This window comes from Nocardiopsis exhalans, from assembly GCF_024134545.1.
GTDB lineage: Bacteria > Actinomycetota > Actinomycetes > Streptosporangiales > Streptosporangiaceae > Nocardiopsis > Nocardiopsis exhalans.
This window is the reverse complement of sequence record NZ_CP099837.1, coordinates 7,355,947-7,369,590: the sequence shown is the minus strand read 5'-3', so window position 1 is coordinate 7,369,590 and position 13,644 is coordinate 7,355,947. Positions and strand designations below refer to the sequence as shown.

Below are 13,644 nucleotides of genomic sequence, written 5' to 3'. Positions count from 1 at the left end.
CAGGCAGTGGCTTTTCCCGCCTTTCTCGACACCTGTGTGCTCTATCCCGCCTACCTGTGCGACACCCTCCTACGGCTCGCGGCCGCCGGAGCGTACCGGCCCTTGTGGTCTGCCGACGTCCTTGACGAGCTCGGCCGCAACGTCGTCAAGCGAGGTGTCGCAACGGACAAGGTCGAACGCAGGATCACCCAGATGAACCGCGCTTTTCCCGACGCTACGGTGCACGGCTACGAGACGCTGATCGACGGCATGAAGAACGATCCCAAGGACAGGCACGTCCTCGCTGGCGCTGTCCGGGCAAACGCCGAGGTCATTGTTACCTTCAACACGAAGGACTTCCCAGACGTAGCGCTCAAGCCCTACGACGTCCTGGCCGTGCACCCGGATGATTTTCTTCTTGATCAACTCGACCTCTATCCGGGACTGACGCTCGGTGTTCTGGAGAAGCAGGCTGCCTCCTACCGCCGCGAACCGACGACCGTCCCCGGGGTGCTCGCCTTGCTGGAACGAACCGGCGTACCCCAGTTCGCCGCTGAAGTTCGTCGACACCTGCGTTGAGCGCTCCGGAACACGGATTCGCAAGGCGGGGCGCCGACTCACACGGGCCGGGCCGTGCACATCCGGGGTTCCGGACAGGGCGCTATCTGCCTGTTGTGGACAAGTTGTCACAAAGTAGTTGGAAGTCCTTGTAAATGCTAGGAAGCCCTGGTATCTCAGCTGGTCACGCGTCCGGGAGCATGGGTCGCACAACGTAAAAGGTGCCGCTGGGGTCTTGCGCTCCCCACAGTGAGTTCTGTCACGATGTGGGGAGGGCTGTCCATGACCCTCCCCACACCCTGGGAGCGCATGGGCCGTTAAACGGTCGATCAGCGTTCACCCACGCGAAGTCGGCCCCGAGAACCCGAGGAGCGACGTGTCGGACACCGCCGCGCACGAGGAACCGGAGCTCATCCAGCTCCTGACACCGGAAGGGGAGCTCACCGAGCACCCCGACTACCCCCTGGACATCACCGCGGAGGAGATCCGCGCGCTCTACCGAGACCTGGTGCTGGTCCGCCGGGTCGACAGCGAGGCGATCACCCTCCAGCGCCAGGGCGAACTGGGCCTGTGGGTCTCCCTGCTGGGTCAGGAGGCCGCGCAGATCGGCTCCGGGCGCGCACTCCACGAGGGCGACATGGCCTTCCCCTCCTACCGCGAGCACGGCGTCGCCTGGTGCCGCGGCATCCAGCCCAAGGAACTGCTCAGCATGTTCCGCGGCGCCAGCAACGGGGGCTGGGACCCGCACGAGCACGGCTTCCACCTGTACACGATCGTCATCGGCAGCCAGGCGCTGCACGCCACCGGCTACGCCATGGGCGTCCAGCGCGACGGCGCCGTCGGTGAGGACGGCACCGCCGTCATCTCCTACTTCGGGGACGGGGCCACCAGCCAGGGCGACACCAACGAGGCGTTCAACTTCGCCTCGGTGAACAACGCCCCCGTGGTCTTCTTCTGCCAGAACAACCAGTGGGCCATCTCCGAGCCGCTGGAACGCCAGTCCCGCGTGCCGATCTACAAGCGCGCGGCCGGCTTCGGCTTCCCGGGCATGCGCGTGGACGGCAACGACGTCCTCGCCTGCCTCGCGGTCACCCGCGCCGCCCTGGACAACGCGCGCACCGGTAACGGACCCACGCTGATCGAGGCGTTCACCTACCGGATGGGCGCCCACACCACCAACGACGACCCCACCCGCTACCGGGACAAGGGCGAGCTCGACGAGTGGAAGGCCAAGGACCCGATCCTGCGCGTACGCCGCTACCTGGAGGCCAACGGCCTCGCCGACGAGGCCTTCTTCGCCTCGATCGAGGAGGAGGCCGACAAGGTCGGCGAGACGGTGCGCAGCCAGTGCCGCAACATGCCCGACCCCGAGCCGCTGGACATCTTCCACGAGGTCTACGCCGAACCCAACGTCCACATCGACCAGCAGCGGGCCGAGTTCGCCGACTACCTGTCCTCCTTCGAGGGTGCGGGCGCGGAAGGGGGCCGCTAGGCCATGGGAACCAACCTCACTATCGGTAAAGCCATCAACGCCGGACTGCGCGCCGCGATGGAGCACGACCCCAAGGTCCTGATGATGGGCGAGGACGTCGGCAAGCTCGGCGGCGTCTTCCGGGTCACCGACGGCCTGTACAAGGACTTCGGCGCCGACCGGGTCATCGACACCCCGCTGGCCGAGTCCGGCATCGTCGGCACCGCCATCGGTATGGCCATGCGCGGTTACCGCCCCGTGGTGGAGATCCAGTTCGACGGGTTCTTCTTCCCCGCCGCGAACCAGACCTTCACCCAGCTCGCCAAGATGCGCCGCCGCTCGGCGGGCAAGCTCGCCATGCCCGTCGTCATGCGCATCCCCTACGGCGGCGGCATCGGCGCGGTGGAGCACCACAGCGAGTCGCCGGAGGCCTACTTCCAGCACACCGCCGGTCTGCGCGTGGTCACCGTCGCCAACCCGGAGGACGCCTACTGGATGATCCAGCAGGCCATCCGCTCCGACGACCCGGTCATCTTCCTGGAGCCCAAGCGGCGCTACTACGAGAAGACCGAGGTCGACACCGGGGCCTCCATTGACGAGGTCACCCCGATGGGTGCGGCCCGCATCGCGCGCCCCGGCACCGACTGCACGCTGCTGGCCTACGGGCCGATGGTCAAGACCGCCCTCCAGGCGGCCGAGGCCGACACCGAACACTCCATCGAGGTCGTCGACGTGCGCTCGCTCGCGCCGATCGACTACCCGACCATCACCGAGTCGGTGAAGCGCACCGGCCGTCTGGTCGTGGCGCACGAGGCCACCCTCACCGGCGGCCCCGGCGCGGAGATCGCCGCCCGGGTCACCGAGGAGTGCTTCTACCACCTGGAATCGCCGGTCATCCGCGTGGCCGCGTTCGACACCCCCTACCCGCAGTCCAGGCTGGAGGAGCACTACCTGCCGGACCTGGACCGGGTCCTGGACGGCGTCGACCGGGCGTTCGCGTACTAGATCGGGGAAACCGCACAACATGGCGATTCACAAGAGCGCGCCCGCCGTTGACGGCGTGCACTCGTTCAAACTGCCCGACGTCGGTGAGGGCCTGGTCGAGGCCGAGCTCCTCACCTGGTACGTCAAGCCGGGCGACACCGTCACCGACGGTCAGATGATCTGCGAGATCGAGACCGCCAAGGCCGTCGTCGAGCTCCCCGTCCCGTTCTCCGGGACGGTCAAGGAGCTGCTCGCCGCCGAGGGCGACACGGTCGAGGTCGGCTCGGTCATCATCACCGTGGACGACGGCACCGGGGGTTCCGGTACCGCGCCCTACTCCGGGTCCGGCGCTGAGGCTCCGGCCCCGGCCGCCGGCATGACCGCCGGCCCCGCCGAGGACACCGAGGAGCGGGAGAAGCCCCTGGTGGGCTACGGCGAGAAGGCGTCCGCCACGCAGCGCCGCGCCCGCCGCCGCCCGGGCCCCTCGGGACCGGTGTCCCCGCCCGCACCCAAGCCCGCCGAGCCCACTCCCGCGGTCGTCGCGGTGCCCGCCGGGCCCGCGCCCGCCTCCGGGCGGCCGCTGGCCAAACCGCCGGTGCGCAAGCTCGCCAAGGACCTCGGAGTGGACCTGGCGACGGTCGCCCCGACCGGCAAGGGCGGGGTCGTGACCCGCGAGGACGTGCACGCGGCCGTGGAGGCCGCCGCGTCCCCGCAGGGGACAGCCCCGTCCGCGACGGCCGCCGAGGCCGCGCCCGCGCCGGACCGCACGGCCCGCGAGCGGCGCGTCCCGATCAAGGGCGTGCGCAAGCACACCGCCGCGGCCATGGTGAACAGCGCGTTCACCGCACCGCACGTCACCGAGTTCCTCCAGGTGGACGTCACCAAGACGATGAAGGCGGTGGCCCGGCTGCGCGAGCGCCGCGACTTCGCCGACGTCAAGGTGTCGCCGCTCCTGCTGGTGGCCAAGGCCCTGCTCATGGCGGTCCGCCGCCACCCGGAGGTCAACGCCTCCTGGGACGAGCAGAACCAGGAGATCGTGGTCAAGAACTACGTGAACCTGGGGATCGCGGCAGCCACCGAGCGCGGCCTGGTGGTACCCAACATCAAGGACGCCGACGCCCAGACCCTCCCGGAGCTGGCGGCGTCCCTGAAGGCGCTGACCGAGAAGGCGCGGGCGGGCAAGACCAGCCCGGCCGACATGTCCGGCGGCACCATCACCATCACCAACGTCGGTGTGTTCGGAGTGGACGCCGGTACGCCGATCATCAACCCGGGCGAGGCCGCCATCCTCGCCTTCGGGCAGATCCGCGACATGCCGTGGGTCCACAAGGGTGAGCTGAAGATCCGCAAGGTGACCACCCTGTCGCTCTCCTTCGACCACCGGCTGGTCGACGGCGAGCTGGGCTCCAAGGTGCTGCGTGACATCGGCACCGCGCTGGAGGACCCGGAGCTGACCGCTCTGGCCTGGGGCTAGCCCCGGGGCCGAAGAAGAGCGAGGGGCCGGTGCGGCCGGGGAGTGATCCCGGGTCCGCGCCGGCCCTTCGGCGTGTTCGGGGGCGTTCGGGGGCGTTCGGGTTGCTCCGGTTGCCCGGGCGCTCGCGCTGCTCGGACCACTCGGGGCGCCGACACGTGGACGGGCCCGTCCCCCAAGGGGGTGGGGGCGGGCCCTAACAGTAGGTGTTCCCGTTCCAGGAGCGTTACCAACCCTTGACCGAGGATTTTGTTGAGCACTCTGCCCGTGCGCGCGGCCCCGGGCCCCTGTTCTCAGCCCTGCGGCCAGACCAGGCCGTACTGGACGCCGACCGCGACCACGGCGAGGGCGGCCAGGGGCAGCAGCGAGTAGTGCACGCGACGGATCCGGCCCCACCGGCCCCCGCCCCACCAGCCCCGGACCCAGGCGGTGACCGCGAACCCGGCCGTGGCCAGGGCGAGTGGAACAGCCAGTGCCAGGGGCAGGGTCAGGACGACCGAGTCACCGAAGACCCAGTCCCGGAGCCGGTTCACGTCCGTGACCGCGTAGGCGACCAACCCGACCGCGACCAGGCAGGCCAGCGCGGTGAGGGAGGCGGACACGGCGGCGGTGACCCGCGCCGCGCCACGCGCGCCACGCGCGCCACGCGGGCGTCGCAGGTGCGCGGTGCCGGTGAGCAGTACCAGCAGGGCGACGACGACGGTGATCAGATGGAGCCCGGGGCTGGCGAGCGCCGAGGTCCGGTCGTAGCCGTTGGTCGGGTTGGCGTCCAGGTACACGGCGGTTGCCCGGTTGTCCTCGACGGTGAAGGCCAGCCGTTCCCCGCTGTCTTGGCCGACGAACACCCCGTCGCCGACCGGGAGCCAGCGCTCTCGGGGGATCAGGGCGCCTCGGACCCGCAGCGTCCCGTCACCCGCGTCGCGCACCGCGAGGTTGTCGAAGAGAGTGATGATCCGGGTGGTCCCCTCAACGGCGCGCCGGGTGGTGACGTAGCTCCCTGAGTAGGCGCTCAGGTCGTCTCCGGGGTCGGCCTCGGGGGCGGTTTCGGAACCGGCCCGGGCGTCGGCCGGGCCGAACTCGTCGGCGAAGGCGTGCAGCACGGCGAAACGCAGATCGTGCAGGAGGCTCGCCCCCGCCTCAGGGTCGGTGTCGTCCCCGTTGACGGCCACGAACACCCCCGCGTCGAGTTCGGGCAGGACCAGGTAGCCGGTGTGGATGCCGTCCAGGTCCCCGCCGTGCCCCACGCCCCGGGGCGGCCCGGTCCTCCACTCGTAGGTCCCGTAGCCCATCGCGGTGGCGTCCGGGTGGTGCTCGAACTGCCGGTCGAGCATCATCGCCACCGACTCGGCGCCGAGTACGCGCTCGCCGTCCAACTCACCATCGTTGAGCAGCGCCGTCATGAACCTGGCCATGTCCCCCGTGGTGGTCACCGCCGCCCCGGCGGGTACCAGCGGGATGTGGACGAGGGCCGCCGGTGCGCCGTCGGGCCCGTGTCCGGTGACGAGGTCGTGCTGGTCGGCGAGTTCGTGCAGTTGGCCGAACTCCGTGCCGTTCATGCCCAGCGGCGCGAACACGTTCCGCTCGACATACTCCTCGAACGGCAACCCGCTGACCTCCTGGACCACGAACCCCGCCAGGCCGGTCCCGTAGTTGGAGTAGGCGGCGTACCGGCCCGGCGGGAAGATCCGCTCGGGGGTGTTGTCCCGCAGGAACTCCTCGAGGTCCCGTTGGCCGGCGGGGTCCTCTGGGTCGTCCATGCCGGTGCGCTCGTCGAACCCCGGGGTGTGGGTGAGCAGGTGGTGGAGGGTGACCGGCTCATCCGGGTGGGTGTCCGGTACGCGCAGTTCCTCGGGCAGGTAGGCGTTGACGTCCTCGTGCAGGTCCACCTCCCCCTGTTCGGCGAGCTGGAGCACGGCCGTAGCGGTGAAGGACTTGGCGATTGAGGCGGCGGGGAAGGCGTGGGACTCCGCGTCCATGGGCGTTCCGTCCGCGAGATCGGCTACCCCGTGCGCGGCCCAGGCCAGGGGTTCGCCGTCGGCGACGATCGACACCGCCAGCCCCGGGGCGCCGTGTTCGGCCAGGAGTTCGGGGACGCGGACGTCGACGAAATCCTGCGCCGTGTCCGGGGTGAGCTGTGGGGCCGGGCTGAGGGCCTGGGCCTGGACCGGTGCCGGTGGCGTGAGCAGCAGGGGAGCGGCCAGGGCCAGGGCTAGTGGGAGGCCGAGTGCGGCGGGCCAGGCGGGACGGCTTCGGGTGCGGACGGAGTGCGTGAGGGGCGAGGACATGAGGGCTCCAGCGGAGGTCGGTCGGGGTCACCTCAACGCTAGAAATTCCGCCCGCCGGGGGCATTGGGGCTGGGGGCCGTTCTTCTGGGGTGGCTGGCTGTAGTGCCGGGCGCAAAAATTACCGAACCGGGAGGAACCAACACAATGTTGGTCGGGTCCTATTCAGTGTTGGGTAAGCGAGCTAGGGAGTACCCCCATGTCATTACGACAGCCCCTCGCGGCAGGACGCGTGCTGGCCGTGACCGCGGTGGTCACCGCGGCGGCGCTGGCCCTGTCCAGCTGCGGCATCGTCCGCGACCTCCAGGCCGACGATCACCCCGGCCCCGACACCATCGACGTCGACCCCGAAGAGGACCCCCGGCCCGAGGTCGAGGCAGAGTTCCCCTACACCCGTGAGGGGACGATCTTCCAGGACACCGGCCAGGACTCCACCCTGCGCTTCGCCATCAACGGCCTGGAGCGCACCGACGAGTACACCGTCATCCACTACGAAGAGACCTACGTCGACCACTTCCGGGGCATCGTCAGCAACCTGTCGATGCCCAACACCCTGATCGACCCGGTCAGCGGACGCGCCTACGCCGAGCTCACCGACCAGGAGGGCTACTACTACGGGTCCGTTCCCCCCGACGACGGGCTCTTCCCGGTCACCGTGGGCGCCACCAACCAGTACCGGGGCTACTTCCCGCGCCTGCCCGACGAGGTCCTACAGGTCACCTTCGTCGGCAGCGGGCTGGGGGCCATGACCGGGATCCCCGTCGTGGACGTGGACGAGGAACAGCCCGACCCCGTCGACCCCAACGGCGCCGGCATGACCGTCCGCAACGGGCCCGAGTTCGGCGACACGGTCGAGTTCGAGAACCACCGACCCGAGCCCGGCTGGGACGAGTGGGTCGGCGAGATGGAGAGCTTCGTCGACTCCGACGTCGCCTCCACCACCCGCGACGGCGACACCGAGACGGTCGCGCTGAAGTCCGACGTGATGTTCGACTTCGACTCCGCCGAGCTCACCGACGAGGCCGAGCAGATCGTCCGCGAGGCCGCCGCCTCCCTGGAACGCAACATCGACCCGGACAACCCCGAGGTCACCGTCATCGGCCACACCGACGGCAAGGGCTCCGACGACTACAACCAGACCCTGTCCGAGGAACGCGCCGAAACCGTCCGGGACATCCTCGAAGAGGAGTCCGACGCCGACCTCACCTTCACTGTCGAGGGCCGCGGGTCCAGTGAACCCGTCGCCGAGGAGGGCGGTTCGGACACCGAGGAGGCCGAGGCGCGCAACCGCCGCGTGGAGTTCTCCTACCGGGTGGACCGCACCGAGAACCGCGACGAGGGCTCCAGCAGCAGCCGTGAGGAGGGCACGCTCGGCTCCAGCGACCGGCACGTGTTCCCGCCCGCGCCGTTCGTCGAGGACGACACCGCCGAGATCGTGGAAACCGTCACCGACGGCGACATCCGGCTCGACGTGCACCCGCTGCGCCGCGACGGCGCCTACGTGATCAGCACGGTCACCCTCACCAACACCGGCGATGACCCGGTACTGCCCGACATGGGCGGCGAGGACGCGGTCTCCCCGGGCGGCCCGGCCGAGTTCAGCCAGGGCGCGCTGGGCGGCTTCCAGCTGCTGGAGCCCGACACCGACCTGGTCCGCTACGTGACGCTGCTGAACTTCGGCGGCCAGACCTACTCCGGGTTCGCGGAGGAGGTCCACGAGATGCAGCCGGACAACTCCTACCAGCTCATCGCGGTGTTCGCCGCCCCGCCCGCCGAGGTGGACGCGCTGACCCTGCGAGCCGGTCCCTTCGGCGAGATCGAGAACGTGCCCTTCGCAGACTGACGGCAGAACCCTGGACCCTGAACCCTGGTCCCGGTCCCCGTCCGCGCACCGAGCGCGGGCGGGGCCTTTTCCTGTGGGCGACCCCTCGGAGGTCAGCCCAACAGGAAGGTGATGGTGAACAGCGCCGGGACGGTGAGGAAGGTGGACAGCAGGACCACCTCCCGGGTCAGCACCTCACCGGTCCGGTACTGGGTGGCGTAGTTGAACACGTTCTGCGCGGTCGGCAGCGCGGCCAGCACCACCACCGAGAACAGGGCGGCGCCTTCCAGCCCGAACACCAGCGAACCCAGCGCCCAGGCGGCCAGCGGTTGGCCCGCCGACTTCAGGGCCACGGCCAGCAGCACCGGAACCTGGTCGGGGCCGCCGCGCCCGGGCAGGGTGCTGCCGTGCAGGGAGATCCCGAAGGCCAGCAGCATCGCGGGCACGGCCATCCCGCCGACCAGCTCGAACGGCTCCATCAAGGGGCCGGGCGGCGTCCATCCGGAGGCGGACACCAGGACCCCGGCGAGGGAGGCGATCACCACCGGGTTCCGTACGGGCGTGCCCATCGCGCGGCGCAGCACCGGCCAGAAGCCCTTCGCGCTGCCGTTGTTCAGGTCCAGCACGGTCAACGAGACCGGCGCCAGCACCAGCAGCTGGAACAGCAGGATCGGCGCGACCAGCGAGGCGTCCCCGAGGACGTACACGGAGATCGGGATGCCCAGGTTGCCAGCGTTCACGTATGAGGAGCCCAGGGTCCCCACGGTCGTGCGGCCCACACCCCATCGTCGGATGACCGCCACCACGAGGAAGGTGAACGCCACTACCAGCACACTCAACACACTCACGAGCACCGGCCCGGACACCAGCACCGACAGGTCGGTGCCGGAGAGGATCGTGAACAGCAGCGCGGGGCTGGCCACGTAGAACGCCAGCTTGCTGAGGACCTCCTTGGCCCCCGGTCCGAGCAGGGGGATGCGCCCGAGCATGTAGCCGATGACGACGATGCTGGCGATGACTCCGAACCCGACGATGACACCGGACAACGGGCGCCCTCCGAACAACCGTGCGGCCAAAGCCCGGCAAACGCTATCCCAGCGGCTCCCAAAGCGAAACGGCCCACGTCACACCACGGAACGTCACCAGAGGGCGGCGGGTGCGAGGGAACGGTGTGATTGAGTCGAAGAGCCATCGGGGTTCGCGGGAGGTGAGTCATCCTCCGATATGGTGCATACTTCCCTGGGGTGGTGGTCCTTTTGATGCAAAAAATCCTTGCCGTCGTTTCTTCCGTGCTTTTCATGGCCCTGCTCTCGAGTATCGCCGTCGCGGCCGTCATCGGTTACCGGCAAGGGGAGTTTGAGACTTCGGGGATCAGTGACCCCGGTCGGCTGAAATTCGCCAATGTGGCAGAGGTTGCCGATGTCCTGGAGGGGGATCCCCGGGGGCCTGTGCGCGATCTCGTCACAACGGACAGAGGCGTGCTGGTGGTCTTCGACGGCGCGATCGCTCATTTCGACACCGGTTCCGTCCGTGAGATGTGGAGCCGTTTCGATTTCAGCGGATCCATCGCGGCAGGTGTGACCGTGTACGGCGAACGAGTGGTGCTGGCCTACGAGGGGTCGGGGCTCTTCTCCGGGCACACACGATGGATGGTGCTCGAAGCGAGCACCGGGGAGTCCGTCGCGGCACATTGGTCCAAGGAGTCCCCGGCGGACCTGGTGTCCGTGCTGGCCGCCGATTCCAGGATCGAGTTCTCGGATGACGGACGCATGACCGCTTACTCCCTGGACGCGGGAAGGGAACTGTGGACTTATGGTGGCCCCGGCAAGGGGTGCACCGACTCCGCAGCCGAGGCTGTGGGCATGCGGGTGGCTCTGGTGAGTGTCTGCGGCGACCAGGTGAAACTGGTAGAGCTGTCGGCCGAGTCCGGTCGGCTGTGGGATTCCCGGAGTTGGTCCGGTACGGAGGCCCCGGAGCTGCTGCCCCTCACCCCGCGAACGGTTCCGGGCTCAAACACGGATCCGGTGGAGATCCTGGTGAACGGCGACTGGGCCGACGGTTATGTGCAAAAGGCGGAGGGTGCGCACATCGATCGGGACACCAGTTCCCTGGGGTATTTCCCGCCGCAGGCCGAACCGGATCAACTCCCGGCTCATATTCTGCTGGTGGAGGATGCGGAGGATGCCGGGAACAGGTTTGCCCTGGCATCGGCCGAACTGTTTCTGGAGGAGGGAGTGGTCAGCCTCGGTGAGGTAGGCGATACCGTTTCATTGATCGACGGAAATCTTCCGGGATCGACCCAGGAATGGGATACCGGAGAGATTATTCAGAGCGGTGATCTGCGATCTCTGCTGAACGATGTTCTGCGGCGGGACCCTGCCGTGTGGGACGGCTTCCGGTAGAATCCCCTTCGCTGTTCCGGCCGATCAATAAGTCCCCGCTGCCCTTGTCATCCCTCCGGCCCCTCCTGTCCCCGCTGAGCTTGTTCGGTGGCGAGCTGTTTGCGACGGCGGGCTTCCTTCACCGAGACGGTGACGATGCGGGTGACCGCGACGGCGGTGATGAGTGCCAGAGGGATGGCCAGGGCCGCGGCGGGTTGGCGGATGGGTCGGTAGGTCGCGCAGTCCGGGCTGACCACCAGGAAGCCCGACGGGCGTACCCGGGTGTAGCCGAGGCCGCCGGCTCCGTCGCCGCCGAAGAAGGGGATGTTGCCGGTGCCGCCGCCCATGGTGCTCAGGGTGCTGACCCTCGCCACTGGGACCACGGTGGTCGAACCGGAGGTCACCGGTGAGCCAAAGGCTGTGCTGGAGGTGGACAGGGCACGGGTGTTGTCGAGCAGGGAGGTCAGCGCGGCCATGGCGCCGCGCGGGGCCTTGTTGCTGGGCACGATGCGGGTCCTCTCCGGTAGCGGGTACGTGATGTCACGCTATAGCGGGCCTCGCCCCCGGATGGGGAGGACAGGATCCTGGAGTGTTCGGGTCACTGGATGACGTCGATGATCTCCAGGGTGTCCGGGTCGATCAGATTAACGTTGCCGTCCTGGTTGACGGCGGCGATCACCTCGGGGTGGAAAGCCACTGGACGGGGCATGAAACCGTCGTCTTCCGCGAGCAGGTTCTCACCGGTCTCGATGTCCCACAGGTATCCGTAGGTCTCGTTCCTCCGGTCGGTCCCCGGGTTCTCAGGATCCGGGTTTCCGGTGCTCAGACTCCAGCTGAAGTGAACCAGGCCGAGTCCGGGGTCCACCCCGAGATGGTTGACGTACTCGTCCGGATCGTCGGTGTAGCCGTCGAGCGAAAATGTGGCGGCCACGGTGTTGTCGTCCAGGTCGTGCAGGACGAGCTGATCGTTGCGAACGAACAAGATCTGGTTCTGGCCGGGGACAACGGCGAAGTTGAGCTTGGTGATGTTACGGATGGTCTGGAGTACCTCCCCGCTCTCCACGTCCCAGATCTCGATGGTGCTCCGCGTGTAGACGGCCAGTCGGGTCTCGTCGAGGAAGGCCACCTCGGGGATGAAACCTTCGCCCAGGGTCGCTATCGGTTCCCCCGATTCCAGGTCGATCACCTGGACTGAGGCCGTATTGCTTCCGGCGCCCGTGTGGTTGCTCGAAGCCATCAGACGGCCTTCGGGGCTGAACGCCAGATCCATGACGGACCAGTACTCCTGACTTCCGTCAGGCCGGGGGTCGGGTTGCACGCCCAGGTGGTCCGTGGTCTCGCCCGAAGGGAGGTCGTAGATCGTCGTGAGTCGGTAACGGTATTCCTGATCCTCGTTCTCCTGGAGGGAGGATGCGGCGATCATGCAGCTGTCCGGGACGAACGCCAACGGTCCGATACCGTTCAGTTCTTCCACGGGGCGGGCGAACTCCTCGCCCGCACGCCAGTCCCAGATCGTGAGACCGTGGTTGAAGCTGCCGATGGCCAGGAGGTCGCCGTCGGGGGAGAACTCGACCTGCATGGCGTCGAGGTCGGTGATCGGCTCGGACGGCTCGGGAAACGCTGATCCGTCCAGACAGGCTGCGCCGTCGGTCAGACCGGCTTCTTCCTCCGCCACGGAGCCGTCGTCAGCGGTGTTCCCGCCGGGTGAGGCGAGGAGATCGAGCCCCCAGGCCGCGCCGATGCCCGAGATCAGGGTCAGGGCGAGCGCGCCCGCGGTGAACGCGAGGAACCGTCCCCGGCTACCGGGTGCGGGGGCGGCGGATTCGGCGGGAAGCGCCGAACGCATGGCGGCGGCTGAGGTCTCGATAACCGAAACCAGCTCCGGAGGCCAGGGGGCGGCTGAGGCCGCTCCACCGAGCATGCTCACGAGGTCGACCGCGCTGGGCCGAAGATCGGCGTTCTCGCGCAGGCAGGCGTCGACCACGCCGCGGAGCTGGAGCGGCAGCCGGTCCAGGCCGCCGGGCCCTTCCACCCCGCTGGCGGCGAAGCACAGGACCGCCGCCCAGGCGAAGACGTCACCGGCCGGGGCACTACCGCCCTCGGGCGGGTCGAACACGTTCCGTGCCGTGTCGTGGACCTCGACCGGAGGGATCAGCCCTGGGTCGGCCAGGAGTGCGCGGTCGCTGGTCAGCAGGATGTTTTCGGGGGTCAGCGTCCCGTGGGCGTGCTGTGCGGAGTGCAGTGCGGCCAGGCCCTGGGCCGTGGCCAGGGCGAGGCTGTGCAGGGCCGCGATCGGGAGGGGTCCGTGTGCCCGGACCAACCCGCCCAGGTCCGGGCCGAAAGGTCGCTCGGTGGCCGCCCACGGCACGGGGGAGTCCAGGTCGCTACCGACCACGGCGGCCACGTACGGGCCGCCCAGCCCGGAAGCGCTCTCGACGCGTCGGAGGAAGTCGGCCCGGGTGGTGGAGTCCGTGGCGTGTCCGGAACGCAGGATGCGCACGCGGACCGGTGAACGCCCGGGCTCTGCCCCCAGGTAGGCGCGGGTGTACGTGTCCTCGTCAAAGCGGGCCAGGAGCCGGTAGGGGCCCGCAGCGGGTGGATCATAGGGATTCAGGGGACGCATGCTGCCTCGGTAATGCTGCTCGTCAGTGATGTTCTGTGGTGCTGCTTGGTGGCGCGGTGGTGTTCGGGGGCAC

10 protein-coding genes are annotated in these 13,644 nt (G+C 68.9%); 6 read left to right on the top strand and 4 right to left on the bottom strand.

Annotation, left to right across the window (positions count from 1 at the left end):
- Window positions 1-6: 6 nt before the first annotated feature.
- The 4 genes from NE857_RS32930 to NE857_RS32915 all read left to right on the top strand — a co-directional run bounded on the left by NE857_RS32930 (window position 7) and on the right by NE857_RS32915 (window position 4,466).
- Entirely contained in the window at window positions 7-558 is a 552-nt protein-coding gene (locus tag NE857_RS32930; RefSeq protein WP_254419116.1) for a PIN domain-containing protein, read from the top strand.
- A gap of 355 nt (window positions 559-913) precedes the next feature.
- A complete protein-coding gene (gene pdhA, locus NE857_RS32925) occupies window positions 914-2,029 on the top strand; it encodes a pyruvate dehydrogenase (acetyl-transferring) E1 component subunit alpha (RefSeq protein WP_254419115.1) in 1,116 nt (371 codons plus the stop codon).
- A 3-nt stretch (window positions 2,030-2,032) separates the two neighbouring features.
- Window positions 2,033-3,013, top strand: a complete 981-nt coding sequence (locus tag NE857_RS32920) for an alpha-ketoacid dehydrogenase subunit beta (protein WP_254419114.1) — start codon at window positions 2,033-2,035, stop codon at window positions 3,011-3,013.
- Window positions 3,014-3,032: 19 nt separating this feature from the next.
- Window positions 3,033-4,466 carry a dihydrolipoamide acetyltransferase family protein gene (locus NE857_RS32915; RefSeq protein ID WP_254419113.1) on the top strand — a complete coding sequence of 478 codons (1,434 nt, stop codon included), beginning with the start codon at window positions 3,033-3,035 and terminating at the stop codon, window positions 4,464-4,466.
- Window positions 4,467-4,756: 290 nt separating this feature from the next.
- On the opposite strand, the gene NE857_RS32910 is transcribed toward NE857_RS32915, so the two are convergent.
- Complete coding sequence (locus NE857_RS32910; RefSeq protein ID WP_254419112.1) at window positions 4,757-6,748, bottom strand: serine hydrolase domain-containing protein; 1,992 nt, start codon at window positions 6,746-6,748, stop codon at window positions 4,757-4,759.
- A gap of 196 nt (window positions 6,749-6,944) precedes the next feature.
- Between NE857_RS32910 and NE857_RS32905 the strand changes: the two genes are divergently transcribed.
- Window positions 6,945-8,588, top strand: coding sequence for an OmpA family protein (locus tag NE857_RS32905; protein WP_254419111.1), 1,644 nt, complete (start codon window positions 6,945-6,947; stop codon window positions 8,586-8,588).
- Window positions 8,589-8,680: 92 nt separating this feature from the next.
- On the opposite strand, the gene NE857_RS32900 is transcribed toward NE857_RS32905, so the two are convergent.
- Entirely contained in the window at window positions 8,681-9,613 is a 933-nt protein-coding gene (locus NE857_RS32900; RefSeq protein WP_254419110.1) for an AEC family transporter, read from the bottom strand.
- 198 nt (window positions 9,614-9,811) lie between these two features.
- On the opposite strand from NE857_RS32900, the gene NE857_RS32895 reads away from it, so the two are divergent.
- Window positions 9,812-10,969 (top strand): outer membrane protein assembly factor BamB family protein, encoded by a 1,158-nt coding sequence (locus NE857_RS32895; protein WP_254419109.1) that lies wholly within the window; start codon window positions 9,812-9,814, stop codon window positions 10,967-10,969.
- A 47-nt stretch (window positions 10,970-11,016) separates the two neighbouring features.
- Here the strand turns inward: NE857_RS32895 and NE857_RS32890 are convergent, their stop codons facing one another.
- Window positions 11,017-11,454, bottom strand: coding sequence for a GerW family sporulation protein (locus tag NE857_RS32890; protein ID WP_254419108.1), 438 nt, complete (start codon window positions 11,452-11,454; stop codon window positions 11,017-11,019).
- Between the two features lie 92 nt (window positions 11,455-11,546).
- Window positions 11,547-13,571, bottom strand: coding sequence for a WD40 repeat domain-containing protein kinase family protein (locus tag NE857_RS32885; RefSeq protein WP_254419107.1), 2,025 nt, complete (start codon window positions 13,569-13,571; stop codon window positions 11,547-11,549).
- Window positions 13,572-13,644 lie beyond the last annotated feature (73 nt).

What these genes read in the sequence shown, in the direction of transcription:
- NE857_RS32905 (WP_254419111.1), top strand. Translation starts at nt 6,945, where the DNA reads ATGTCATTACGACAGCCCCTCGCGGCAGGACGCGTGCTGGCCGTGACC.
- NE857_RS32915 (WP_254419113.1), top strand. Translation starts at nt 3,033, where the DNA reads ATGGCGATTCACAAGAGCGCGCCCGCCGTTGACGGCGTGCACTCGTTC.
- NE857_RS32885 (WP_254419107.1), bottom strand. Translation starts at nt 13,571, where the DNA reads ATGCGTCCCCTGAATCCCTATGATCCACCCGCTGCGGGCCCCTACCGG.
- NE857_RS32910 (WP_254419112.1), bottom strand. Translation starts at nt 6,748, where the DNA reads ATGTCCTCGCCCCTCACGCACTCCGTCCGCACCCGAAGCCGTCCCGCC.
- NE857_RS32920 (WP_254419114.1), top strand. Translation starts at nt 2,033, where the DNA reads ATGGGAACCAACCTCACTATCGGTAAAGCCATCAACGCCGGACTGCGC.